The organism is Serratia ureilytica (assembly GCF_017309605.1).
Taxonomy (GTDB): domain Bacteria; phylum Pseudomonadota; class Gammaproteobacteria; order Enterobacterales; family Enterobacteriaceae; genus Serratia; species Serratia ureilytica.
On the sequence record NZ_CP071320.1, the window covers coordinates 2,608,797 to 2,632,975 of the forward strand.

General features: G+C 60.9%; 28 protein-coding genes. 12 read left to right on the forward strand and 16 right to left on the reverse strand.

Features of this window, described 5'->3' with window-relative positions; all coding sequences use genetic code 11:
* Positions 1 to 120 precede the first annotated feature (120 nt).
* Positions 121 to 414 (forward strand): Rdx family protein, encoded by a 294-nt coding sequence (locus tag J0X03_RS12060; protein ID WP_033643038.1) that lies wholly within the window; start codon positions 121 to 123, stop codon positions 412 to 414.
* 6 nt (positions 415 to 420) lie between these two features.
* Here J0X03_RS12060 and J0X03_RS12065 read toward each other — a convergent pair whose 3' ends face one another.
* Entirely contained in the window at positions 421 to 1,362 is a 942-nt protein-coding gene (locus J0X03_RS12065; RefSeq protein WP_047575830.1) for a LysR family transcriptional regulator, read from the reverse strand.
* A gap of 97 nt (positions 1,363 to 1,459) precedes the next feature.
* Between J0X03_RS12065 and J0X03_RS12070 the strand changes: the two genes are divergently transcribed.
* The 7 genes from J0X03_RS12070 to J0X03_RS12100 all read left to right on the forward strand — a co-directional run bounded on the left by J0X03_RS12070 (position 1,460) and on the right by J0X03_RS12100 (position 6,075).
* On the forward strand, positions 1,460 to 2,659 hold the full coding sequence (locus tag J0X03_RS12070) for an MFS transporter (protein WP_069100344.1): 1,200 nt from the start codon (positions 1,460 to 1,462) through the stop codon (positions 2,657 to 2,659).
* A gap of 94 nt (positions 2,660 to 2,753) precedes the next feature.
* Positions 2,754 to 3,248, forward strand: a complete 495-nt coding sequence (locus J0X03_RS12075) for a TIGR00645 family protein (protein ID WP_025302805.1) — start codon at positions 2,754 to 2,756, stop codon at positions 3,246 to 3,248.
* 188 nt (positions 3,249 to 3,436) lie between these two features.
* Positions 3,437 to 3,892 (forward strand): 3-hydroxyacyl-ACP dehydratase FabZ, encoded by a 456-nt coding sequence (fabZ, locus tag J0X03_RS12080; protein ID WP_033643035.1) that lies wholly within the window; start codon positions 3,437 to 3,439, stop codon positions 3,890 to 3,892.
* A 34-nt stretch (positions 3,893 to 3,926) separates the two neighbouring features.
* Positions 3,927 to 4,715, forward strand: a complete 789-nt coding sequence (locus J0X03_RS12085; protein ID WP_033643034.1) for a spermidine synthase — start codon at positions 3,927 to 3,929, stop codon at positions 4,713 to 4,715.
* Positions 4,716 to 4,795: 80 nt separating this feature from the next.
* Positions 4,796 to 4,990 carry a ribbon-helix-helix protein, CopG family gene (locus J0X03_RS12090; protein ID WP_004928567.1) on the forward strand — a complete coding sequence of 65 codons (195 nt, stop codon included), beginning with the start codon at positions 4,796 to 4,798 and terminating at the stop codon, positions 4,988 to 4,990.
* A gap of 147 nt (positions 4,991 to 5,137) precedes the next feature.
* On the forward strand, positions 5,138 to 5,539 hold the full coding sequence (locus J0X03_RS12095) for a VOC family protein (RefSeq protein ID WP_015377846.1): 402 nt from the start codon (positions 5,138 to 5,140) through the stop codon (positions 5,537 to 5,539).
* Positions 5,539 to 6,075: a dihydrofolate reductase family protein gene (locus J0X03_RS12100; RefSeq protein WP_175403939.1), complete on the forward strand. Its 537-nt coding sequence runs from the start codon at positions 5,539 to 5,541 to the stop codon at positions 6,073 to 6,075. Before J0X03_RS12095 ends, J0X03_RS12100 begins: the two co-directional genes overlap by 1 nt.
* Here the strand turns inward: J0X03_RS12100 and J0X03_RS12105 are convergent.
* From J0X03_RS12105 to J0X03_RS12115, 3 genes are all read right to left on the reverse strand, one after another.
* Entirely contained in the window at positions 6,060 to 7,454 is a 1,395-nt protein-coding gene (locus tag J0X03_RS12105; protein ID WP_069100341.1) for an MFS transporter, read from the reverse strand. The genes J0X03_RS12100 and J0X03_RS12105 overlap by 16 nt on opposite strands.
* Positions 7,455 to 7,567: 113 nt before the next feature.
* The gene (locus tag J0X03_RS12110) at positions 7,568 to 8,635 is read right to left on the reverse strand and encodes an oxidoreductase (RefSeq protein WP_069100340.1); all 1,068 of its coding nucleotides are present in this window, start codon (positions 8,633 to 8,635) and stop codon (positions 7,568 to 7,570) included.
* Positions 8,636 to 8,647: 12 nt separating this feature from the next.
* Positions 8,648 to 9,397 carry a DeoR/GlpR family DNA-binding transcription regulator gene (locus J0X03_RS12115; RefSeq protein WP_033650433.1) on the reverse strand — a complete coding sequence of 250 codons (750 nt, stop codon included), beginning with the start codon at positions 9,395 to 9,397 and terminating at the stop codon, positions 8,648 to 8,650.
* Between the two features lie 150 nt (positions 9,398 to 9,547).
* Here J0X03_RS12115 and J0X03_RS12120 point away from each other — a divergent pair, with 150 nt between their 5' ends.
* Positions 9,548 to 10,426 carry an alpha/beta hydrolase gene (locus tag J0X03_RS12120; RefSeq protein WP_072627669.1) on the forward strand — a complete coding sequence of 293 codons (879 nt, stop codon included), beginning with the start codon at positions 9,548 to 9,550 and terminating at the stop codon, positions 10,424 to 10,426.
* A gap of 60 nt (positions 10,427 to 10,486) precedes the next feature.
* Here J0X03_RS12120 and J0X03_RS12125 read toward each other — a convergent pair whose 3' ends face one another.
* The 3 genes from J0X03_RS12125 to J0X03_RS12135 form a co-directional block, all read right to left on the reverse strand.
* Positions 10,487 to 10,621 carry an AcrZ family multidrug efflux pump-associated protein gene (locus J0X03_RS12125; RefSeq protein WP_033643027.1) on the reverse strand — a complete coding sequence of 45 codons (135 nt, stop codon included), beginning with the start codon at positions 10,619 to 10,621 and terminating at the stop codon, positions 10,487 to 10,489.
* Between the two features lie 193 nt (positions 10,622 to 10,814).
* Complete coding sequence (locus J0X03_RS12130) at positions 10,815 to 11,285, reverse strand: Rrf2 family transcriptional regulator (protein ID WP_033650438.1); 471 nt, start codon at positions 11,283 to 11,285, stop codon at positions 10,815 to 10,817.
* A gap of 131 nt (positions 11,286 to 11,416) precedes the next feature.
* Complete coding sequence (locus J0X03_RS12135) at positions 11,417 to 11,812, reverse strand: DUF427 domain-containing protein (protein WP_042784460.1); 396 nt, start codon at positions 11,810 to 11,812, stop codon at positions 11,417 to 11,419.
* Between the two features lie 231 nt (positions 11,813 to 12,043).
* Here J0X03_RS12135 and osmB point away from each other — a divergent pair, with 231 nt between their 5' ends.
* A complete protein-coding gene (gene osmB / locus J0X03_RS12140; RefSeq protein WP_004940700.1) occupies positions 12,044 to 12,256 on the forward strand; it encodes an osmotically-inducible lipoprotein OsmB in 213 nt (70 codons plus the stop codon).
* 154 nt (positions 12,257 to 12,410) lie between these two features.
* Here the strand turns inward: osmB and J0X03_RS12145 are convergent, their stop codons facing one another.
* From J0X03_RS12145 to mrdA, 3 genes are all read right to left on the reverse strand, one after another.
* The gene (locus J0X03_RS12145; RefSeq protein WP_412770898.1) at positions 12,411 to 14,036 is read right to left on the reverse strand and encodes a methyl-accepting chemotaxis protein; all 1,626 of its coding nucleotides are present in this window, start codon (positions 14,034 to 14,036) and stop codon (positions 12,411 to 12,413) included.
* Between the two features lie 332 nt (positions 14,037 to 14,368).
* Positions 14,369 to 16,087 (reverse strand): penicillin-binding transpeptidase domain-containing protein, encoded by a 1,719-nt coding sequence (locus J0X03_RS12150; RefSeq protein ID WP_033643023.1) that lies wholly within the window; start codon positions 16,085 to 16,087, stop codon positions 14,369 to 14,371.
* 107 nt (positions 16,088 to 16,194) lie between these two features.
* Positions 16,195 to 18,120 carry a penicillin-binding protein 2 gene (mrdA, locus tag J0X03_RS12155; protein ID WP_033643022.1) on the reverse strand — a complete coding sequence of 642 codons (1,926 nt, stop codon included), beginning with the start codon at positions 18,118 to 18,120 and terminating at the stop codon, positions 16,195 to 16,197.
* Positions 18,121 to 18,416: 296 nt separating this feature from the next.
* On the opposite strand from mrdA, the gene J0X03_RS12160 reads away from it, so the two are divergent.
* Complete coding sequence (locus tag J0X03_RS12160) at positions 18,417 to 18,698, forward strand: YjcB family protein (RefSeq protein WP_033650442.1); 282 nt, start codon at positions 18,417 to 18,419, stop codon at positions 18,696 to 18,698.
* 36 nt (positions 18,699 to 18,734) lie between these two features.
* Here J0X03_RS12160 and J0X03_RS12165 read toward each other — a convergent pair whose 3' ends face one another.
* The 3 genes from J0X03_RS12165 to J0X03_RS12175 form a co-directional block, all read right to left on the reverse strand.
* Complete coding sequence (locus J0X03_RS12165; protein WP_116286869.1) at positions 18,735 to 19,184, reverse strand: MarR family winged helix-turn-helix transcriptional regulator; 450 nt, start codon at positions 19,182 to 19,184, stop codon at positions 18,735 to 18,737.
* Positions 19,185 to 19,276: 92 nt separating this feature from the next.
* The gene (locus tag J0X03_RS12170; RefSeq protein WP_230358679.1) at positions 19,277 to 20,290 is read right to left on the reverse strand and encodes an FUSC family protein; all 1,014 of its coding nucleotides are present in this window, start codon (positions 20,288 to 20,290) and stop codon (positions 19,277 to 19,279) included.
* Entirely contained in the window at positions 20,290 to 20,862 is a 573-nt protein-coding gene (locus J0X03_RS12175; protein WP_046687016.1) for a cysteine hydrolase family protein, read from the reverse strand. The genes J0X03_RS12170 and J0X03_RS12175 overlap by 1 nt, the downstream gene beginning before the upstream one ends.
* Positions 20,863 to 21,100: 238 nt before the next feature.
* On the opposite strand from J0X03_RS12175, the gene J0X03_RS12180 reads away from it, so the two are divergent.
* The gene (locus J0X03_RS12180; protein ID WP_033650443.1) at positions 21,101 to 22,300 is read left to right on the forward strand and encodes a multidrug efflux MFS transporter; all 1,200 of its coding nucleotides are present in this window, start codon (positions 21,101 to 21,103) and stop codon (positions 22,298 to 22,300) included.
* Between the two features lie 172 nt (positions 22,301 to 22,472).
* On the opposite strand, the gene J0X03_RS12185 is transcribed toward J0X03_RS12180, so the two are convergent.
* From J0X03_RS12185 to J0X03_RS12195, 3 genes are all read right to left on the reverse strand, one after another.
* Positions 22,473 to 22,964: a nuclear transport factor 2 family protein gene (locus tag J0X03_RS12185; protein ID WP_033643018.1), complete on the reverse strand. Its 492-nt coding sequence runs from the start codon at positions 22,962 to 22,964 to the stop codon at positions 22,473 to 22,475.
* A 9-nt stretch (positions 22,965 to 22,973) separates the two neighbouring features.
* On the reverse strand, positions 22,974 to 23,426 hold the full coding sequence (locus tag J0X03_RS12190; RefSeq protein ID WP_099783007.1) for a MoaF-related domain-containing protein: 453 nt from the start codon (positions 23,424 to 23,426) through the stop codon (positions 22,974 to 22,976).
* A gap of 310 nt (positions 23,427 to 23,736) precedes the next feature.
* Positions 23,737 to 24,171, reverse strand: coding sequence for a VOC family protein (locus J0X03_RS12195; protein ID WP_047026144.1), 435 nt, complete (start codon positions 24,169 to 24,171; stop codon positions 23,737 to 23,739).
* Positions 24,172 to 24,179: the final 8 nt, after the last annotated feature.

Below are 24,179 nucleotides of genomic sequence, written 5' to 3' on the forward strand. Positions count from 1 at the left end.
CATCGTTATCCGCGCCTCGCGGCTTCCGCAGGCGCTTGACTATTTGGCGATACACAGCCACCATCGCTTGCGAGCCATCAGGCTGATTGCAAGCCGTCACCACTAACCGGTCGATCAACGATGAAAAATGCCCCCGCCGTTACGATTCACTACTGTTCACAATGCAATTGGTTGCTGCGCGCCGGCTGGATGGCGCAAGAGCTGCTCAATACCTTCGGCGACGATCTCGCCTCCGTCACCCTGATGCCGGGCACCGGCGGGGTGTATCAAATCAGCGTCGATGGCGTGATGATTTGGGATCGCAAAATTGACGGCGGCTTCCCCGATGCGGCGCAGTTAAAGCAGCGGCTGCGCGATCACAGCTTTCCCGAGCGTTCCCTCGGCCACAACGACGGCAAAAAAGCCCGGCACTGAACGGCGTCAGCCCGCCGCCGGCGGCCGCGCGCCGAGAATGCGCGGCATCACTTCTTTCATCATTTCCATGAACTTGCGCAGGCGAGCCGGGTAATAGCTGGCGTAGGGATACAGCAGGTAGATAGGCAGCGGCGCGGCGCGCCAGGCCGGCAACACGGTTTGCAGCGCCCCGTCGGCCACATCGTCCCGCACCAGCCAGGAGGAGACAATCGCGACGCCCAGCCCCTCCAGCGCCGCCTTGCGTACCGCGTACAGGCTGTCGGTGCTCAACCTCGGCGTGATATCGAACCGCCCCTGCTCGCCGCGCTCAACATGGGTCAGCACCACTTCATTGCGATAAAAACTGTTCAACGCCAGCCACGGCAACCGCGCCAAATCGTCAAGACAGCGAACCGGCTCTCGGCTCGTCAGCAGCGCCGGCGACGCTACCGTGCTGCGCGGCACCTCCGCCAGCAACACCGCCACGACCGACGGATCGGTCACCGCACCGACGTGAATGGCGCAATCCACGCCTTCGGGAATAAAGTCCGGAGAATGATCGTTCAGCGTCCACTCAACGTAAGTTTGCGGGTAGCGCCGCAGGTACTCGCCCAACGGACCGATCAGCTGATCCTGGCCGAAAGCGTGCGGCGCCCGCACGCGCAACACCCCGACCGGTTCGTCGCGCGCGCCGCCCAGCCCTTCTTCCAGGCTTTGCCATTGCTCGATCAGCCCCCGCGCCTGGCGGTAACAGCGCTCGCCGTCGTCGGTCAGTTTGAGGGCGTGAGTCGTCCGCTGGATCAGTTTGGCGCCCAGCAGCTGCTCCAACGCCTGCAGACGCCGACTGATCGTCGGTTGTGAGGTGCCCAGCTGCTGCGCCGCCGCCGACAGGCTGCCGCTTTCGACGATGCGCACCAGCGTATGCAGCAAAGTTATGCGGTCGCCGTTGGGTAAATTAATTTTATTCATACGTTAAGTGTATAACAGTTTTACCTGCGAGGGGGCTACAGCGGAATGAAGCAAGCGGTAAAAATGGCCGCACATTCACTTTGCAGGGATCTTTGCCATGAGCACCACCGCCACTAACGGCGCCCCGTCCGCCAACGTCGTGTATCTGCTGGCCGCCGGCGCCGGTCTCAGCGTCGCTTCAATCTATTACAGCCAGCCCATGCTCGGCATGATGGGCGCCGATTTCCACGCCGGCGTCGCCGATGCCGGCATGGTGCCGACGCTGACCCAGTTGGGTTATGCGCTGGGCATTTTACTGTTGGCGCCGCTGGGCGACCGGTACGATCGCCGGCGGATCATTCTGATCAAAGGCGCGCTGCTGACGCTGACGCTGCTGCTTTGCGCGTTTGCCGCCTCATTCCCGCTGTTGTTGCTCAGCAGCCTGGCGATAGGCCTGACCGCCACCGTCGCCCAGGACATTATCCCCGCCGCCGCCACGCTGGCGCCGGAGGCCAGCCGCGGCAAAACCGTCGGCGCGGTGATGACCGGGCTATTGGCCGGTATTCTGCTGTCGCGCGTGTTCAGCGGCGCGCTCGCCGAGTTCGCCGGCTGGCGCAGCGTTTACGCGCTGGCGGCGCTGGGCGTTTTGCCGATCACCCTGGCTATCTGGCGCATGTTGCCGCGTCTTCGCCCCCATAACGCGCTGAGTTACCCCGCGCTGCTGCGCTCGCTGGGGCATCTGTGGGCCGCGTATCCCGAGCTGCGGCGTGCAACGCTGGCGCAAGGCTTTCTGTCATTGGGCTTCAGCGCTTTCTGGTCAACGCTGGCGTTGATGCTGGCGGAGCGCTACCAGATCGGCAGCGCGGCGGCCGGCGCGTTTGGTCTGGCGGGGGCGGCGGGTGCGCTGGCGGCGCCGTTGGCGGGAAGCCTGGCCGATCGGCACGGCCCTGACGCCGTGACCCGCATCGGCGCGGCACTGGTCCTGGCCGCCTTCGCCCTGATGTTTCTGCTTCCGCTGTTGCCGCTCCCGGCGCAGCTGGCGCTCATTGCGCTGAGCGCCGTCGGATTCGATCTGGGCATCCAGGCGACGCTGATCGCACACCAGACCATCGTCTACGGTCTTGATCCGGCGGCCCGCAGCCGCTTGAACGCCCTCTTGTTCACCGGCGTATTCATCGGCATGGCGACCGGCGCCGCCCTCGGCAGCCGCATTCTGGCAAGCGCGGGCTGGCCGGGCGTCGTGGCGCTGGCAACCGCGGCGGGGGCCGTGGCGCTGTGGATCCGCTGCGGGCGCAAAACGGCACGCGTAGCGGCCTGATATCGCCCTCTACTGGCGCAAGCGGTTGATTTCACCCAGGCCTCTTGCGCTATACTGAGCGCCCTTTTTGCTACGCATTCAAAACAATTTTATGATGGAACGCTTGCTAGAAAACGCGATGTACGCCTCCCGCTGGCTGCTCGCGCCGGTTTATTTCGGCCTTTCACTGGCCCTGGTCGCCCTGTCTATCAAATTTTTTCAGGAGATCCTGCACGTCCTGCCCAACATTTTCTCCGTCGCTGAAGCCGATCTGATCCTGACCCTGCTGTCGTTGGTCGACATGGCGCTGGTCGGCGGGCTGCTGGTGATGGTGATGTTCTCCGGGTACGAAAATTTCGTCTCGCAGTTGGATATCACCGAAGGAAAAGAAAAGCTGAGCTGGCTGGGCAAAATGGACGCCACCTCGCTGAAAAACAAAGTCGCCGCGTCTATCGTCGCCATCTCGTCCATCCATCTGCTGCGGGTGTTTATGGACGCCAAGAACGTGCCAGACAACAAGCTGATGTGGTATGTGATCATCCACCTCACCTTCGTGCTCTCCGCTTTCGTGATGGGTTATTTGGACAAAGTGACCCGCTCCAAGCACTAAACGCGCCGCCACGCCCGATCGTCAGGATCGGGTGTCTTCCCCTCCTTCGCTGTTTCCCAACCGTCGTCGCCGTCATGTCTTTCATCTGGCACATCTGATGATAATTTTATTATAATGTCATTACACTCATTATGGACCGAACGCCGGCCATCGCGCCGGATTCGCCGCAGACAGGATCACGCTCCCCCATGCCATTACATGGTCACCCCCTGCAATTCCACGATATTCAGGCGATTCTGCCTCATCGCTATCCCTGTCTGTTGGTCGATCGCGTGCTGCCCGCCGGCACCTGCATCGCCGAAGGGCGGCTGAGCGCCATCAAGAACATCACCGCCAATGAGCCGACGTTCTGGAGCGGCCATGCGCGCTTCGCCGGTTTTCCTGGCGTGCTGTTGGTGGAAGCGCTGGCGCAAAGCACCGGTCTGCTGGCGCATTACTATCTCGGGGCGCTGAACGAAGGGGAACATTACTACTTCGCTTCCATTCAGCGGGCGCGGTTTTATCGCGCCGCCCGTCCCGGCGACCAGGTGTTGATGGAGGTCGCCTTTGTACGCCGGCGCGGCGCGATCGCCCGCTTCACCGGCCGTGCCAGCATCGATGGCCGGCGCATTTGCACCGCCGATTTCATGTGCGCCCGTAAGTAAACAGGCCGCTTGCCAAAGGAGCCCTGCGAATACCATGTCTCTGGTTGACAGCTTACTCAGAACCCTCGATTTCTCCCCGCGTGGCCAGGTGATCGCTCGCGAAGCCGACGCCTGGGGCGAAATCATCGTCTCCGATCACAAGGACTACCGCACGCTGCGGTTTGACGGCATCTGCGAGCAAAGCAAGATGAGCCTCAGCAACCCCGCACAGCCGATCCACAACTACATCAAAGCGATGCTGATGGCGGTGGCCTGGCAGCCGCCGACGTCGGCGTTGATCCTGGGGTTAGGCGGCGGCAGCCTGCTGCGTGCGCTGCACGCGCTCGATCCGGCTATGCGCTTGGAGGTCGTTGAGCTGCGCGCCGCGGTGATCGCGGTCGCGCGCCGCTATTTTACGCTGCCGGCCACCGACACCATCAGCCTGCGCACCGCCGACGCCATGGACTTCGTGCGCCCGCCCGCCGAAACGCGTTACGATCTGATTTTCTCCGATCTTTATTCGGCGTTCGCCATGGATCCGCAGCAAGGCACCCAGACATTCCTGGAGAACTGCGCCGCGCGGCTGAATGACGGGGGCTGGCTGGTGCTGAATTACCACGATCTGCCCGACGAAAACAGCCTGCTGTACCACAGCCTGCACCGGATATTCGCCACCGTGCTGTTTTGCATCGCCCCCAGCGGCAACGTGATCATTTATGCTACGCCGGCCCAGGTGTCGCTGCCGCTCAGCACGCTGCGCACGCTGGCCGCCGGCAGCGGCGAGCTGTTCAACTGCGAACTCGGCTACCTGTCACGCAAGATAGAGCGGCTGCATTTCCGCTAAAGACGAGCGGCGGCGCGGTCTGGCTGGCCGCTTCGCTCACATGGTATTATCATTCAGTCATCATTCTCTGGAGGATCCTGATGGAAAAGAAAACGGCGCGGCTAACGGTGCTGATTGACCCGGACAAAAAGAAAGCCCTGGAAGAGCTGTGCCTGCAGCAGGACGTCACCCCTTCCCAGGTGGTGCGCCAGCTGATACGCGATTATCTGCACAAGCATCAGGTGGATTATCCCAGCCAGCCGACCCACGCCAATCCTCGCGTCGAGAGCAATTGAGGCGGCCCGCCCCACAAACCGTGAAGCGCGCTTTGCCCCCCTGCGCGCGTCCCTAATCCGAATCCTCCACCGCGGTCTGTCCATCCTGCGCTATCGCTGCTACTGTTTTATCCGTTCATTATTCTCTCTTGGGAAAGGAAACGCGCCATGTTCAGCCATATTACCGTCGGCGTCAGCGATCTGGACGCCGCCGCCGCGTTCTACGACGCCATTTTGTTGCCATTGGGTTTACAACGGCGGGAAGTGACGCCGGACGGCGGCCCCGCCGCCCGCTGCTGGGTGATGCCGGGCCAAACGCTGCCGCGGTTTTATGCCTACCAACCCTTCGACAGACAGCCCGCCAGCGCCGGCAACGGCAGCATGTTGGCCTTTCTCGCCGCCGACGAGCTGGCGGTTAAACGCGCCTACGCCGCCGGCCTGCTGGCGGGTGGCAGCAGTGAAGGCGAACCCGGCGAGCGCGCGCACTACGGTAAAGGCTATTTCGGCGCTTACCTGCGCGATCCCGACGGCAACAAGGTCCATGTGGTTTACCGCGGAGATCTCGCCTGATGAAATGCTCGGTTTACATCGCCACCAGCGTAGACGGATTCATTGCCGGCGCGGACGGCGACATCGATTGGCTGCTGCGGCCCGAGTACGCGGTGTCGTTGCTCAATGGCCTGAGTTTTGAAGCGTTTATCGCCGACATCGACGCGCTGGTGATGGGCCGCCATACCTATGAAAAAGTCCGCGCCTTTCCCGAATGGCCCTATGGAGAACTGCCGGTGGTGGTACTGTCGACGCAACCCGCACCGCACGGCGCAGAGCCTGTCCGCTGGATGAGCGGCGAACCGGCCAGCGTCGTGGCGCGGTTGGCCGAGGCCGGCTGTTGTCACCTGTATATCGACGGCGGCCAGACCGTGCAGCGTTTCCTGCAGGCCGGGTTGATCGACGAATTGACGATTACGCGCGTGCCGCTGCTGCTGGGCGGCGGCATTCCCTTGTTCGGCGCCGATGCCCCTGAGCAGCGCCTGCGTCTGCTCGCCGTCACCCAGTCGGACAACGGTTTCGTTCAAGAACGCTACGCCGTTCAGCGCGCATCATAACGCAGCGCCAGTCGGCGGCCGCCGAAGGCGATAAGCAATGCCGCCAACGCCAGCAACGCCGCCGCGCCGTAGGTGACGCGCATGCCGTAAGCCGCGGCCGCCGCGGCGCCCGCCACCCGCTGCGAGGCCAGATAAAACAGCGCCCCCATCGCCGACGCGCCGGTGATCGCCCCCAGATTGCGCGCCAGATTGACCATGCCGGCGATCAACCCGCGTCGTTCGGGAAACAGATCCTTCATCAGCACCGTGTTGTTGGCCACCTGAAACAGCGCATAACCGGCGGTCAACAGCGCGATCGGCGCGACATAGCCGAGTACGCCCCAGCGGCCCAGCAGCGACAGCAATCCCGCCCCGGCGGCCACTGCCGCCAGCCCAAGCTGGGCGATGCGTTGCGATCCAAAGCGATCCACCAGATAACCCGCCGGAATACCGGTCAGGATCGCCACCGCCGGCCCTGCCGACATCACCAGCCCCACCTGCGCGGCGCTTAACCCCAGCGCGCGCGCCAGATAAAACGGCCCGACCACCAGCGTGGCGGTCATCACCGTCATGACCAACGCGCTGGCCGCCAGCCCCGCCGTCAGGGCCGGATGGCGGAACATCGTCGGCGCCAACAGCGGCGACACGGCGCGGCGCTCCACGCGGATAAACACCCCTGCCGCCAACAGAGCGCCCAACATCAACGCCAGGTTAAGCGCGCCGAAATCACCGCGTCCCAGAGTCATCGCCAGCGAGTAGCAAAGCAATGCGCCGCCCAGCAGCAGCGTGCCGGCGCGGTCGAACGGTTCAGGGCGCGTCGCCGCCCGCGCCCCATTCGGCAAGTATCGCCAGGCGAGCCACAGCGCCAGCAGCCCCAGCGGCAGGTTGATCAGGAATATCGTTCGCCAGCCGAAGCCGGCGATCAGCGCGCCGCCCAACGACGGCCCCAGCGCGGTGCCCACGGCCGACATAGTGCCGAGCAGCCCCATCGCGCGGCCGATCTTTTCCGTGCCCAGCGCCTCGCCCGCCAGCGCCATGGTGATTGACATCATGACTGCGCCCCCCAGCCCCTGCGCCAGGCGCGCCGCCAGCAGCAGCCACAGCTGCGGAGCCAACGCACAAGCCAGCGAAGCGGCGGTAAACAGCGCGATGCCCGCCAGCAGCAGGCGGCGGCGATTGAGGCTGTCACCCAAGCGGCCGATGCCGATGATGCAGGTGGTGACGGCCAGCAAATAGCAGAGCAGCACCCACTGCACTGCCTGGAACGAGGCATGGAATGCGGTGGCGAGCGCCGGCAGCCCGACGTTGGCGATGCTGATGCCGAGCGATGACAGCAGCATACACAGAGAAAGTGCGGCCAGTATGCCGCGGACGCCCTGCGGCGAAGGATGGGATAACATGATAAGCACTCCTGACATAGACTGAGGCTTAGCCTATGTCAGGGGCTGGGATGGCGGAAGACGCATGCGATGCACTGTATCAATGCATCTGACGCCTTATCTGGCGCGATGCGTTACCAGGCGGCGATCTCCGCCTCGGTGAGCGGCAGCGTTTGGGTTACGCCGGTTTCCGCCGCCAGCGTGGCCGCTTCCAGCACCGCCATCACCGCCAACGCCTGCGATGCGGTGACCGGGTTGGCGCCGGCGCCGCGCAGCGCGTCACGCACCTGGACGTAATATTGGCGCTGATCGCCATCCGGCGTCGGCAACGTACGCACCGGCTCCGTGCCGATAAACAGGCGCATCGCGTCGTCGTCTTTACCCCACTCCGCCGAACCCGGCGTTACGCCGGCCAGCAGTTGGCTCTCCTGCCCGTCGGCGCGCGCTTTGACCACGCTGCCTTTATCGCCGTGCACGGTAAAGCGCGACACGCCGCCCGCCACCAGCATGCTGCCATGCAAAATCACGCGGTGCGTCGGGTAGTTCAGCACCACATGCGCCCAGTCATTGATCTGCGCATTGGCGCGCAGCGTGGCGATGTTGGCCTGCACGCTGTGCGGCAAACCGAACAGCTGCAGCGCCTGATCGACCATGTGCGGCCCCAGATCGAACCACAGCCCGCTGCCCGGCAGATTCTGCTCGCGCCAGCGCACCCGCACTTCTGGGCGGTAACGATCGATGTGCGACTCAAAGTGCGTTACCTTGCCGATCAGTCCCTGCTCGATCACCTGCTTCACGCCCAGGAAATCGCTGTCCCAGCGGCGATTCTGGAATACCGACAGCAGACGGCCGTGCTTCTCCGCCGCCGCAATCAGCGTGCGCGCCTGCGCCAAATCCAGCGTAAACGGCTTATCCACCACCACGTGCTTGCCCGCTTCCAGCGCAGCCAGCGCCAGCGGCGCATGGGTGGCGTTCGGCGAAGCAATCACCACCAGGTCCACTTCCGGCAAGCGGATCGCCTCCAGCGGATCGGCGATCACGCGCACGTGTGGCAGATCGGCATGGACTTTGGCGGCATCGCGCGAAGCCACCACGCTCAGCGCCAGACCCGGCACCGCGTTAATCAGCGGCGCATGAAACGCCTTGCCGACAAAGCCGTAACCAATCAGCGCCACCTGCAACGGTTGAGCGTTATCGTTCATCAGGGTTCTCCTCTAGCGGTCGTCGGCGACGACACAAAGTTCAATCATTGATTGCTCGTCCAGGTTATCCCACGGGCGATCGGTAAACAGGCGTTGGATCTGCGCCAGATCCGCCACGTGATGCGGCTCGCAGCGATCCAGCTTCATATGGTCGGCCACCAGCCAGCGCTCGCCGCTGTTGGCCAGCATGGCGCGTTTGACCTCTGCATCGGCCTCTTCGCCGGCGCTCAGCCCCAGCTGAGAATGCACCGCACAGGCGCCCAGCAAAGCGATGTCCGCGCGGTAGCGTTCCAGCAACGCCAGCGTCGCGCTGCCGGCGAACAGCCGTTGGCGCGCGTCCCACTGGCCGCCGAGCAGGATCAGTTGGATCTCCGGCTTATCGCTCAGGCACTGCGCGATATCCAACGAGGCGGTGATCACCGTCGCCGGGCCGCGCAACGCTTGCGCCACCGCCAACAGCGTACTGCCCGCATCCAGCATCAGGGTGCTGCCGGGCGGGATCTGCGCGGCCACCGCGCGGCCGAGCCGCTGCTTGACCTGCGGCAACAGCGCCGCGCGCGCCTGGCGCGGCATGCCGGACGGTTCGAGCGCTATCGCGCCGCCGTGATGTTTCTGCGCCAACCCCTGCCGCTCAAGATCGGCCAAGTCGCGGCGCACGGTATCGACCGAAACACCGATGGCGCTGGCCAATTCCGCCACCGCCGCCTGCCCGCGTTCGCTGAGCAAATCCAGTAAATGGCGCTGTCGTGCCGCTTTGTGCATGGGATTATTCCGCATTAAAAAAGCATAAAACGGCAATATACAGCAGATAACAGCATTGGAGAAGCCGCAATTGTGCGCACCGGAGATCAAACATCTTTTCCCCTGCGGGACGATGATGAAGACATAACGCATAACAATCCGGAGAAACGCATGAACATCGATCTGACGTTTGAAGACCTGAGCGCCCGCGCCGCGCAATACAACGCCCGCGCTTCGGTGGAGGATTTTGACGCCTGCATGGCGGACTATGCCGCGCTGGCGCAGCGCGCCAAAGCGCAGACGCCGGGCATTTACGATCTGCGCTACGGCATGAGCGCCGCCGAGCGTCTCGATCTGTTCCCGGCCAGCGCACAGCCCGCCCCGCTGCTGATCTTTATTCATGGCGGCTACTGGCATTCACAGCGCAAAGAGGAAGCCTGCTCGATGGCCGCCGCGTTCGCCCGCCGCGGTGTGGCGGTCGCCACGCTGGAATATACGCTGGCGCCGGAAGCGACGCTGGCGGAGATCGTGCATGAGGTGCGCAGCGCCGTCGCCTGGCTTTATCATCACGGGGCACCGTTCGGCATCGATCCGGCGCGCATTTTCGTCAGCGGCAGTTCGGCCGGCGGCCACCTGTGCGGCATGCTGATCGCCGACGGCTGGCAGCAACGCTATCGCCTGCCGCCCGATGCGATCAAAGGCGCGCTGGCGCTGAGCGGCCTCTACGATCTGCGCCCGCTGTGCGATATCTACATCAACGACTGGCTGCACCTGACGCCCGAACAGGCGCAAACTCTCAGCCCGCTGTTTTTGCTGCCGGCGAAAGCGCATGCGCCGCAGATCCTGCTCGACGTCGGTCAGCGGGAAACCCAGGGGTTCAAAAACCAGACGCAGGCCTATTATGACGCCTGCCTGGCGCGCGGCCTCGACGTCCACCTGTTGGCCGACCGCCACTGCAATCACTTTACGCTGGTCAACGAGCTGGCGGATGCGGAAAGCGCGATGTTTCGGCAGGTGATGGCGATGATCGACGCAACGGCGCGTTCATAGAGAGAAAGGGGGAAATAAGGGAGTTATAGCCGGGGGCCGATAGCCCCCAAGCATACAGATTCAGCCGTTTTTGCGGCCGATAGCGGAAAAGACGTTGAACACTTCACCCAGGCCGTAAATCGCGCCGAGCAAGACGGCCACCATTACCGGCACCAGGACCACCACGGTGGCCAAGCTTTCAATCATTTCTAACATCGTTCTCTCCTGGTTTATAAGCACAGCGAATCTGCGCCGGAAGAAAAGGTTTCCGGCCAAACGGTCGATTATCGTGGGGAGGCAGTCTAAAACGTGAGCTACATCACACTTGATGCGAGCTAATGTAACTTACACAATTACATTAACGCAATGCAAAAAATGCTCTGCGCGGAACGGGGTTTGGCGTGATTTTTTATTGCGTATCTGCTTGATATTGCGGTGAACAAGGGACGAAGGGATAGCCGGCGCGCAGCTCAACCTGCCCGGCCATTTCGGCGATGCTGGTCTGTGCCAGGCTGGCTTCCAGCGCATGGCCGACGCGCGCAAACTCTTGCTCCAGCACCGGGGTAATGGCGTGGCCGATATAGCACGCCTCGTTAGGCCGGGTGCGATGCAGCGTGAAATAAGGTTGATCCTCCACCGCGCGATACACGTCCAGCAAAGAAATCGCTTCCGCCGGCCGCGCCAACAGCGCCCCGCCGCCTTGCCCCATCTGCGAATAGGTCAGCCCCGCCTCCGCCAACGCCCCGAGAATGCGCCGCACCACCGTCGGATTGGTGTTGACGCTGCGGGCGATATCTTCGGAACGCACCGTCTGGCCGCGACACAGCGTGATGTTGGTCAGAATATGGATGGCAACGGCAAATCGCGTAGAGGTAGACACCTTGGCACCTGCTCAGAGTTTCGCTTATGTCGGATTGAAACATAAGGAAAGCGTATCAATTTCCGGTAATACACATAATGAGTAGGGATAAGTGGAATGTCAACCTGCCCCCGCCCGAAGGCGGCGGCGGCTCAGGCTTCGGTACGGATCGCCGTGACTTTGTCGGGATAAAATGCCAGATGATCCTTGATCGCCACCACGGCGTTGTAAGGCATTTCATAGCTCCAGGCCGCATTGTCCCCCTGCGGGCCGTTCAGCGTGAGGGAGAAATAACTGCAGTCGCCCTTATAAGGGCAGTAGCTCACGTGCGTGCTTTTATGCAGCAGCGCCATATTCACATCCTCACGCGGAAAGTAAAACACCGGCGGATAGTTGGCTTCCTGCAAGATGAGCACATGACGGCTGTCGGCCAGGATTTGGCCGGCGCCGCGCACCACGACCCGCGTCGGATGGCGGGTCAGCGTAATCGGATGGTCCGGGCCGGGAATTTTCACCGGTTTGCCGGATGCGGAAACGAGCTCGGACATGGCGGCCTCCAGCGTGTGCGCCCCGCCCCTCGTGAGGCGTCTTCCCAGTATAGCCGAACGGTTTTGCCGACGGCCGCACATTCGGCGAGCGATCGCTTTTCACCGCGCCAAAATTAAGAATTTTTACCTGTTCGATTTTCTTTCGGAGGAATACATTCATCCCAACTTCTACCGGCGAGTTAATCGGATTATTTTTAATCCATTAATTAGCCAATTTACCAGGAACTCATTATGAATATTAAACGTGCCGCGGGTGTGTTGGTGGTGGTAATGGCGACGCTTTCCGTTACCGCATGTGGGCATATGTCCAATCGCGATCGCAACACGGCGATCGGTGCGGGCGTCGGCGCCGTGGGCGGCGCGGTATTGACCGACGGCAGCACGCTGGGCACCCTCGGCGGCGCAGCGCTGGGCGGCATCATCGGCCACCAGACCAGCCGTTAATTCTCCCGCCAAAAATAACCTCCGCAGGCCGACGCTTTTTTAATCCACACGCGCCGGCCTGCTTTATTTACTCCGCTGAAATTCCTCAGGGAGCGAACCTAAATAAATAACGTTAAGCGCGGCTTTATTATTCATTAACCTGCGCCAGGGTTATTTATTGCGCCGGCAGCCTGAAACGCGCCATCGCTTTTTCCAATCGTTCCGATTCGCCCTGCAGCAACTGCGAAGCCTCGGTCACCGCGTTCACCACGGCGCCGGTTTGCCGCGCCACCTGATTCAGCCCGGCGATGCGCGCCGTCACGTCCTGAATGCTCTCCCCCTGATTGAGCGACGCCAGCGAGATCTCCCCCATCAGTGCGCTAAACGTGTTCACCAGATCGATAATTTGACGCAAATTGCCCGCCAGTAGATCCACCGCTTGCGACCCCTGATCGATTTGCTGCAACGAGCGGTTGATCAGCTGCTGAATATCGCGCGTAGAATGGCTGCTCTTCTGCGCCAGCAGGCCCACTTCTTTAGCGACAATGGCGAAACCGCGGCCGTGAACGCCGGCGTGCGCGGCCTCGATCGCCGCATTCAGCGCCAGAATATTGGTCTGAAACGCCACGCTGTCGATCAGCGCCACAATGCCGCGCATCTCGGCCGATTGGTTGACGATCCCTTGCATCGAGACGTTGACGGTTTGCATCATCTTTTCACTGGCGCCGGCGCACTGCCTGGCCTGTTCGGTGCGTTGATTGGCCAGCTGCGCGTATTGGCCGTTTTCTTCCACCCGCGCCGCCAACTGCTGCACGTGCTCGGTCGCCAACTGCAATTCGCCGTCCTGCTTCGCCGACTGCGCCGTCAACTGTCGATTGCCGTCCGCCAGCCGCCCGACGCCGTTCAGGATCCCGCTCGCCGCATCGCGCACCTCACTCACCAGCCGCTGCAGGCCGTTTTGCATGTGGCCAATGCTGGTTTGCAACTGACGCATTTCGCGGTTAACCGCCCGTTCAGGCGGCAACGGCCGCGAAAGATCGCCGGCGGCCAGCACGTTGAGATGGGCGATCGCCCTTTGCAACGGTGCAATCACCCAACGATCAACGCCGAACCACACGCCCAAGGCGATCAGCGCCAACGCCGCGAGCGCGCCAAGCGCATAGGTTTTGGCCTGCTCCAGCGCCGCCAATTGCCGCACGTTGACGTCATCGCCGCGTCGTTCGTTCAGCGCCTGATAAGCGAGATACTTCTCGTTGAAATCTGCCTGAAAAGCCTGGATCGGCACGGCGAAAAACGCATCGATGCTGTCGCTGCGTTGCAGCCCTTGCGCCTGCTCCTTCAGACCGTCATAGAACAGGCGATAACTGCCTTTCAGGGCGTCAGCGGCCTCGGGCGCCGTCGCGCTCAGGCGCTCAAACCGGGCGAAGGCCTGCTCTGAAGCCTGCAACGCCGCCAGCGATTCATCCAGCAGGCTATGCCAGCTGCCGTCGGAGCCGGTGGCTTTATCCTGCAGATAGTAAATGCCCGCACGGTTCAGGGTATCGCTGGCCGTCAGCAGCGACAGCCTGGCGCGATCCATCGCCGCCTGCTGGCGATGCAAGGCGTCGCCCGTCACCAGGTTAATCTTGGCGTCGCGCAGAATATTGGAAATAAATACGGTGGAAAACAATTGCAGCAGAGAAAATAGCGCGATAACGCAAATTACGCCGCTTAATAACCCCATGCTTTTGCCGAAGCCAAACGCGCGCGGCAGCGCGGGCGCAGGTTTTGCCCCGCGGCCAAGTGTCAGTTTTATGTTCATGATTTTTAGTCGGTAATACCAGGATGCCGCGAGTCTAACGAGCATTGATGACACGACGATTACAGCCCCCATAGACGGGTGTTGCCGGGTTCGGAATGCGTTGAAATCATGTTAAGGCGTGAACGAAAGAGGGAATTGTCTTGGTGAGAAAATAAGCTTCTCTGCGAATCGCCAAATAAGAAATATTATTTTAGAAACAGAGAAATTCATTCAAGTCGAATATCAATCAATATTTCAAGGCATATCCATAATAAATACTGCCGTAGGTTAAACTCGTTGTATTGAAGCGTGGGTCAGACATTTTCTGACCCACTCACTTCCCGCTTAAATCCTCACCCTTTAACCGACGACACCACATTGAGCGGCTGGGCATCCGGCAGGATATTCATGTGCTCCAGCACCTGGGCCATGATCTTGCCGAACACCGGCCCGGCTACCGAGCCGCCGAAGTGCTTGCCGGCTTTCGGGTTGTTGACCATCACCACCAGCGCTACCTGCGGATCGCTGGCCGGCGCCACGCCGGCGGTATAGTTGATATAGCCGCCGTCGTATTTGCCGCTGGGGCCCATTTTCTCGGCGGTACCGGTTTTGATCGCCAAACGGTAGCCGGGCACCGCAGCGCTCACCCCACTGCCGCCCGGCAAGGCGTCGCTTTCCATCATATGCACCACGGACCTGACCGTATCGGCCGGCAAAATGCGTTGCCCCATCACCGGCGGCGTCACCTTAGTGATCGACAGCGGCCGATAAATGCCGAAGGAACCGATCGCGGCATACTCGCGCGCCATTTGCAGCGGCGTCACGCGCAGCCCATAGCCGAAGGAGAACGTGGCGCGTTCGATATCGGCCCAGCGCTCGCGATGCTGCGGCAGGTAGCCGCTGCTCTCGTTGCCGATGCCAAGCTCGGTCGGCCGCCCCAGGCCAAAGCTGCGGTAGACCGCCGGCAGCACCGTGGCCGGCAGCGCCAGCGCAATGTGCGATACCGCGATGTCGCTCGATTTTTGCAGCACGCCGGTGATGGTCAGCTTCGACCAGTGGCCGACGTCCTTGATCAGGTGACCGTTCACCCGATACGGCGTGGTGTCCAACACGGTATCCGGCCGGATCAGCTTATGCTCCAGCCCCACCATCACCACGACCGGTTTCACCGTCGAACCCGGTTCGAAGCTGTCGCTGCTGCACACGTTGCGGATATCTTTCGCCGGCGTGCTGCCATAGTTGTTCGGGTTGAACGACGGATAGCTGGCCATGCCGAGGATTTCGCCGGTGTCGATTTTCACCAGCACCGCGCAGCCGGAGTCGGCCTGGTTAGCCACCACGCCGTCGCGGATCTGCGCATAGAGCACGTACTGGATAAATTTGTCGATGCTGAGCGTCACATTCGGCGGTGGAACCGGATCCACGCTTTTAATCACGCCGATCACCGCACCGCTGCCGTCCTTCTGGTAGACCCGCAGGCCGTTTTTACCCTGCAGCAACGGGTTGAAGCCCAGCTCGATGCCCTCCAGCCCCTGATTGTCCTGGCCGACGATGCCGATCAGTCCGGCCGCATCCTGGCCCATCGGATAGAAGCGGCTGAAATCCTGCTCGGTGCTGACGCCGGTCAGGTGCAGTTTGCTGATATAAGCGGCGTTGTCGTCCTCCACCTTGCGCGCCAGGTAGACAAAGCGTTTGTGCGCGTTGCTCTGGATCAGATGCTGCACGTCCGCCAGCGGGATCTTCAGCACGTTGGCCATGCTCTGCCAGCGTTCGTTGCCGGTATCGGTCTGGGTATCGAGAATATGCTTCGGATCCAGCACGATGTCTTTCGACGACACGCTGACCGCCAGCGCCTCATTGTTGCGATCGGTGATCATGGCGCGGTTGGTCGGCACTACCTGGGTGCGAATCGAGCGCTGATCTGCCTGGTTCGCCAACTGCTGGTGTTCCAGCAGTTGCAGGTAACCGACCCTGAACGCCAACAGAAAAAAACAGACCAGCATGCCGGCGCAAATCCAGCCGAAACGAACTGTGGAATAGGTTTTACCGCTCTTTTTGGTCGATGGCGCCACTGTTGTGTTAACCCTGCGTTTTTATTCGGTTTATCGTGTTATTTCAGTCTACCTTGCCGGAAATGGTCAGGAGATTGCAGTTTGTAAGAAAGTAAAAACAAACCGCATCACCGTTGCACATCCGCACTGTCGTTTAACTGCGGTTTAGTTTGCGCCGCGTCGCCGGGCTGGGGCGCGTTGGCCGGATCGAAAATGTGGTCGAGGATCGCGCGCGCGGTCGGCCCCGCCACCACGCCGTCGCCGCCGCCGTTTTCCAGGATCAGCGCCATCGCCACCCGGGGGTTTTTGTAGGGGGCGAACAGCGTATAAAAGATGTGATCGCGCAGCCGCACCGGAATCATTTTGGCGTTGTAAGTCTGGTTTTGCTTCAGGCTGAACACCTGCGAGGTGCCGGATTTAGCGGCAATCTGGTACGGCGCGGTATGGAACAGCTTGTATCCGGTGCCGTTCGGCAGGTTGGCCATGCCATACATGCCGTTGCGCACAATGCCCCAGTAAGGCGAACGGGGATCGCCAATCTGCAGCGCCTGCGTCGGCGGCTGATAACGCGTGACCCGGTTGCCCTGCTGCAGCGAATACAGCAGGTGCGGCGTTTTCACCTTACCGTTGTTGATCAGCGTAGTCAGCGCTTTCACCATCTGAATAGGCGTCGCCACCCAATATCCCTGGCCGATGCCGACCGATACCGTATCCCCCTGATACCAGACTTTTTTGTGCACCTTCAGCTTCCAGTCGCGGCTTGGCAGCACGCCGCGGTACTCTTCGTTCAGATCGATGCCGGTCGACTGGCCGTAACCAAACTGGCTCAGCCAATGGTGAATGCGATCGATGCCCATCTCATACGCCACCTGATAAAAGAAGGTATCGGCGGACTCTTCTATCGCTTTGGTGACGTTGAGCATGCCGTGACCGGTCTTCAGCCAGTCGCGATAGCGCCGCTCGGTGCCGGGCAGCGTCCAGGTCGGCGCGCCGAAAAAGGTGGTGGTGGGCGTGATCACCCCGGCAAACAGCGCCGAAACCGCCATGTAGGGCTTCACCGTCGACGCCGGCGGGTACAGCCCCTGGGTGACGCGGTTGATGAGCGGCAGATCCGGGTTGCGGAGCAGCGCCTTATAGGCCTGATAGCCGATGCCTTTGACGAAGGGATTGGGATCGTAACTGGGGCTGGAGACCATCGCCAGAATGCCGCCGTCGCGCGGATCTTCCACCACCACCGCGGCGCGTTGCCCCTTCAGCACCGATTCGATGTACTGCTGCAGCGGCAGATCCAGCGTCAGGTAGATGTTTTTGCCGGCCTGCGGCGGCTGCTCCTTCAGCAAGCGGATCACCCGCCCGTGGTTATCCACCTCCACCTCCTGATAGCCGGTGGTGCCGTGCAGCTCGGACTCGTAATAGGCCTCGATGCCCTGTTTGCCGATGTTGCGATCGGCGGCATAGTTCTCGCTCAACCCGGCCTTGTCCAGGCGCTTGAGATCGCTGTCGTTGATCTTCGACACGTAGCCCAGCACGTGCGCCAGCTGCGCGCCGTAAGGATATTCGCGCTGCTGATAGGTATCGATAGTCACCCCGTCGAAACGGTATTGATTGACGGCGAAACGCGCCACCTCGGTGTCGTTCAGCCCCGCTTTTAGCGTTATCGGCTTGTAGCGGCTGTTGTGGTGCATGTCGTCGCGAAACGCGCTGATATCTTCCGGCGTCAGATCGACGATCGGCGTCAACGCCTGCAGCAGCGCCGATATATCGGTGATTTTGCTGGGCGTGATCTCGATGCGATACAGTGTCACGTTTCGTACCAGCGGAATGCCGTTGCGATCGAAGATCAGCCCGCGGCTTGGGGCGATCGGCAACATCTTGATGTCATTCTGGTTGGAGCGCGTCTGGTAAAAGCCGTGCTGGCGAATTTGCAGCCGGTAGAGGTTGACGACCAGCGCGCCGAAACAGACCACCACCAGCGCCAGCGCCACGGCCGCCCGGCGGATAAACAGCATCTCTTCCGCGGAGTGGTCGCGAATTTTTTCTTTTAACAGGGCCATGCGGAGCCGATACCTTTTGCGTCACATTTCCCCGCAAAATCAGGGAACTGAAAAGCCGGCAAGCATAGCGTTATCGGGCGCGACGCCCCATGAAAAGGTTGCTAATGAAATGGCATAACTGTTTCAGCATATTGGAATGTTACCGGCGGCGATTTTTTCACCGCGCGCCCCATTGAGCCGCCGTTCCTCTCAATGCTACAATGTGATCCTTATCACACTATTACCGTTATTCTCCTCCGCATTTTCCTGTCGGCGCCCTGCCGGATGCGGCTTTTTGTTACATAGGATCGAGTTCGATGAGTACCATTGCCACCGGTTTAATCATGATGCGCTGGGAGTTGCTGAGCGCCGTGATGATGTTCTTCGCCAGCCAGTTAAACGTCGTTTGCCGTAAAACCAGCCGCAATGGCATGGCGTTCATGTTCAGCAGCCTGGGCCTGTTTACCGCCTGCTGGTTCGTGATGGGCCTGATGGGCATTCACTTCACCCTCGAAGCCTTCACCCAATTCTGGTCATCGGCCTGGGATCGCTACGTGGACGTGGTCAGCACCATGCCGGTCGATTGGCCGATGCCGTAATCTCGCCGCAGGGGGCAACTCAGGCCGCCCCTGCAATCAGTCCGCTTCCGCAGACGGCGCCGCCGCCAGCCGCGCCATCAGCGCCCCCGCTTCGAGCAACAGCGCCTGCTCCCGCTCGGACAGACAGCTTTCCATCGCCGCCAGCAACCACGCCTCACGTCGGACGCGGCTTTGCTGCAGCAAACCCAGCCCGGCGGACGTCAGCCGCACCCGCACCCGGCGTTTGTCTTCGGCATCCGGCGTGCGCACCAGCAGCCCCTCGGCTTCCAGCTCGCGCAACGCGGCCGCCAGGTTTGAGGAGCGCATACGCTCCGACTCCGCCAGCAACGACGGCGTCGCCTCGCCGCCATGGCGATCGATAGCCCCCAACAGCATCAGCTGGGCCCAGGATTTTTCGTCGCTGCGCGACTCGCGCCGCATGCGGCGCACCAGCGACATTAACTGCGTGCGCAGCAGCGTCACGTCTTCAGGATGATCTTTTTTCATTGGCATCAATAGATAACGATAGATTCAATCGTACTTTCACACCGGGGGCAGGAACGGTCAACCGAAATTGGCGCGAGAGAAACCCCAGGCCGCTATTTGCGCGCGCCGGGACTGGCCAGCAACGCGCCATCCATCAGGAAAGCGAACAGCAAACCGATACCGCCGCCGAGCAGCACATTAAACGCCCTTTCCGCCGCGATTTCCGGCGCTTTTCCGGCGATAATCAATGCACAGGCGATGCAGGCGCAACGCACGCCAAAGCCTAAGGCATAACGATGAAAAGAGACCAATGTCAGCATCGTGGCCACGGTAAGCAGTTCGTAGCCCATATCGCTATGCGGTATGAGATACCCCAGCAAAATGCCGGCGGGAACCCCCATCAACGCACCTGACGCCCGCTGACGAAGCTTATTGCGCGTGGTCGCCATATCGCCGGTGATCACGCTGACGGCCGACCAGATCACCCATTGACCATAATCGAGCTGCCGCCATTCGACGAGCGCGGCAGACAGCCCGACGGCAAAAATCACGGCCAACAACGCTTCACCGCAGGCGACCCGGGCGCCAAATCCTTCGCTGCGGTGCAGTTTAAGGTAATGACGCCATGCATTTTCAAACGGCAGATAAGCCCGTTGCCGGTGCTCTATCAGCGCGAGCGCCAACACCGGCAAAGCGGCCACCCAGAGATAGGGAAACAGTGCCCAGGCGCGTTGGATCATTGGCGCGTGCGTGCCGCCTTCTGCAATCTCGCACGCCAGATAAAGGGCCGGGATAAAGATAAAATTACCCAAGGATCGCAATTTGCCGCCGCAGGCGGATATCCCCACCGCCGCCGCCGCCGCAAAAACGCATGCCAAAATGAAGGTCGCCGGCGCCCGCATGGCGTACAGCAACGTCATGAAAACCGACAGCAGCGCAGCCGCATGCAGCATGACGCCGAGCGGCGCCAACTCAACCCTTTCGAACACGATAAACAGCGATATGGTAACCACCGAAGCCTTCAGCCAGTCGACGTTTCCGGTCGCCAGAGTCAGCGCCAGCAGCGGCGCCAACATCCACGCGCCCCGCAGCAGCAGCCGCAGGTTGATTTCGGCACGCAGCTGCATCAACGTTCGCCCAGCTGTTCCAGCGTGACGATATCGGCGATCGTCGCGAGCGTTTCCATGGAGATCCGGTGTTCTTGCGCGGTGGCTGCGGCGCAGGCCTCTTCCAGCACCCACACCTGATAATCACGATCGTGCGCGTCACGCGCCGTCGCCTGTACCGCCCAGGTGCTGCTGACCCCGCAAATTACCAGCCGCTCGATGCGGCGGGCGCGCAGTATCGCGTCCAGATTGGTGCCATAAAAAGCGCTGACGCGCGGTTTTACGATCGTTAATTCGCCCAGCTCTGACGCCAAATCGGGATGAAAAGCCGTCCCGGGTTGATCCAATGCGATAGCGCCAAATTGATGTGCCTGGCCGAACATCCGGGATTGTTTGGGCTGATCGATATAACCGGCGGCGAACCCGACTTTGACCAAAATACGCAGCCAATCCTTGCGCCGCGCGAGCGCTAATGCGCTGTTTGCCCGCACGATGACGTCGCGCTCAATGACCTGCTGCGCAGAACGCGCGATTTTTCCCTCAGGATGGGTGATATCAACGATGTAATCCAAAGCGATCAATGCGGTATTCATAGAGAGCTTCTCCTTGCCGCCGACACGACGATATGGGTAGAAGATGGGGCCGCCGAGCGGCCAGGAGGAGTAGCTTAAAATAAATACCTATGATAATATAGCTATTAATTTATAGCAAAATGTAACGACACGGCTGGCTTTACGTCTGCTCACGCAATTCTTCCGCGCCAGCCCATTCGCAGTGTTATTATTAACGTGCTTAATATCCCCTCCAAATTCAACGTGGTACGACAAATCAATGGAAGCGTGGAAAGTCAATCTGATCTCGGTCTGGCTCGGGTGTTTCTTCACCGGGCTGGCGATGAGCCAAATCCTCCCTTTTCTGCCGCTGTACGTCGAACAACTTGGCGTCAGCGATCATCAATCCCTCAGCCTGTGGTCCGGGCTGGTATTCAGCGGCACCTTTTTGGTCTCGGCGGTGGTGTCGCCGCTGTGGGGCAGCCTGGCCGACCGCAAAGGCCGTAAGCTGATGCTGCTGCGCGCTTCGCTGGGCATGGCGATCGTCATCGCGCTGCAGGGGCTGGCCACTAACGTGTGGCAGCTGTTCGCGCTGCGCGCCCTGATGGGGCTGACGTCCGGCTATATTCCCAACGCCATGGCGCTGGTCGCCTCGCAGGCGCCGCGCGATAAAAGCGGCTGGGCGCTGGGCACGCTCTCGACCGGGCAGATCTCCGGCGTGATCGCCGGGCCGCTGCTGGGCGGGTTGATGGCCGACCATCTGGGGCTGCGGGTGGTGTTTTTCGTCACTTCCGGGCTGATGTTCGTCAGCTTCCTGGTGACGCTGTTCCTGATTAAAGAGCGGCGCATCACGGTGAAAAAAGCGGATCAGCTGAGCGGCAAGGCGGTATTCCGGTCGCTGCCCTATCCGGCGCTGATCGTCACCCTGTTCGTTTGCACCCTGATGATCCAGCTGGCCAACTCCTCCATCAGCCCGATCCTGACGCTGTTCATTCGCGAACTGTCGGGCAACGTCAGCAATATCGCCTTCGTCAGCGGCATGATCGCCGCCGTGCCCGGCATCGCGGCGCTGATCTCCGCGCCGCGCCTCGGGCGGCTCGGCGATCGCATCGGCACCGCGCGCATTCTGATCGCCGCGCTGCTGTTCACCACCGGCCTGTTCGCCGTGATGGCCTGGGTGAATACGCCGCTGCAGCTGGGCATTCTGCGCTTTCTGCTGGGCTTCGCCGATGGCGCGCTGATGCCGGCGGTGCAGGCGCTGCTGCTGAAGTATTCCTCCGATCAGGTGACCGGGCGCATCTTCGGCTATAACCAGTCATTTATGTATCTGGGCAACGTGGTCGGCCCGCTGCTGGGTTCGGGCATTTCGGCGATGATGGGGTTCCGTTGGGTGTTCGCCGTGACGGCGGTATTGGTGCTGTTCAATGCGCTGCAGCTGCGCCATCAGTTCAAAAAAGTGCAGCCTAAACGCGCGGGATAGCGGGGAATGCGAGGGAAGCGCCTCAAGCAGTGGCGGGACAATGACGCCCATCAACCGTGCCGCCACTGCCAAAGGCGGCCGTAGCCTACTCGACGCGATGAACGTTTGGTATTTATGTAAGTAAATAAAGTGTTGCAGGCGCGTAGAGGGCCGCCGCAGCGGCCCTTTTGCATCAGAACATGGTGTTGTCGTTGGCCGATTTTTCCGGCACATCCTGATTGACGTCCCAATGCTCGGTGATTTTCCCCTGATCGTTCACCCGATAAATATCCACGCTGGCAGTGCCGCGATCCTGCGGGTTATTTTGATATTTGACGTGAACGTAGACCAGATCGCCGTTGACCGCGCTGCGGTATATTTTAGCGCTGTACTGCGGGTTGTCTTTGAAGGTCTGGCTGAAGAAATCGAGGAACGGCTTGATGCCGTCGCCGACGAACGGGTTATGCTGCTTGTAGTTTTCCACAATCAGCTTCCGCGCCACGCCGATGTCATGGCGGTTGAAGAAGCCCGCGTACAGATCTTCCACCACCTTCAGCTTTTGCTGAGCATGATGATAACCGCCCTTGCCGGCCGATTTGTAAGACGCCGCCTGATCCGTTGACAGCGCCGGGTAACTCGCCAGCAGGCCGCCGACGATCGCACAGGTGATCAATGCCTTTTTCATAACTGCTCCTTAGTTTCCTGAGTGACCTACAATTTTCAGCTGCCCTTTCAGATGGGTGAAGCTGCCGTCCTTGGCGGCGATGTTGGTGTACACCTCGCCGCGCTCGAAGTCCTCGATATGCGTCACGTTGTCGCCGGACTGCGGCTCATGCCAGTAGACCATGTAGACCTTCGGCCGAATTTCCACCGCGGTGTACTGCACGGTATCGGTGATGCCCTGCGACGCCTCGCCGATGCCGGTGAAGGTCATGGTCTTGTCATCGGTAAAATCCAGCTTGAAGGCGAAATCGCCAAAGGTCACCTGCACCACTTTACCAACCGCAATAAACTGCCCGTGTTTTTCCGTCATCGTCGCCGCCTTACTGTTTGTCAGGGAGGTTTGCGCCGCCGTAGCGGCAGGCAATGCCAGGGGGAAAGTCAGGGCTATCGCCAGCGCGATACCCGTTCGCTTCACTGTTTTCATCGTTCCTTCTCCTTTCCGTGGTTGAAAACGAGAATCATTATTATTTCTTAACGGTTAGCGGAAATATAAGAATAATCTCTATTCCCATCAGGCACCTGACGACGCCAAAAGAGGGTAAAAAATCGCCGTGAAATGGCGTGGCAATAGCGCGTTCTGACCCTTGGTTTTTACGCAATGAACGGGATTACTGTTTTCAGGATGAGGGATAGCTCGGGGATTCGGTAGGTCTATAGCGCAGATAGCTTTAAGCTAATGCGAATTTGTTCTTAAGCCGCCCGCCGCAGGGAAACGGTGGCGGGCGGCGCGGCGTTTAACGCAGCCAGGGCGTATAGGTGACGCCAACCAGCAATCCTTCCGGGCTGAGCAACCGGGTAACGCTTTGCCCCCACGGCTCTTCACGGTTGGCGACCAGCAGCCGATAACCGCGATCGATTAGCCCTTGGGTGGCTATCGCCATGTCGGCCACGTCAAATTCGATCCACGCCTGCGGCGCCGCGAGATCCGCCGGCCAGCGCTCGTCGCCAAAACAGGACTGCGCCGCCTGCGCCAGCGGCCACAGGGCGAAGTGTTTCACCCCGTCCAGCGCGCCCTGCTCGGCCAGCAGATAGCTCTCGTTGCCCGGCATCGGCTTGAGCGGCAACCCCAGCGCCTCGACATAAAACGCCTTGCTCGCGTCGCTCTCACGCGTGATGGGCCCGAATCCGGCGACAAACAACACGCCCAGGCCCGCAAATTGTTGATCCATGCTTGCAC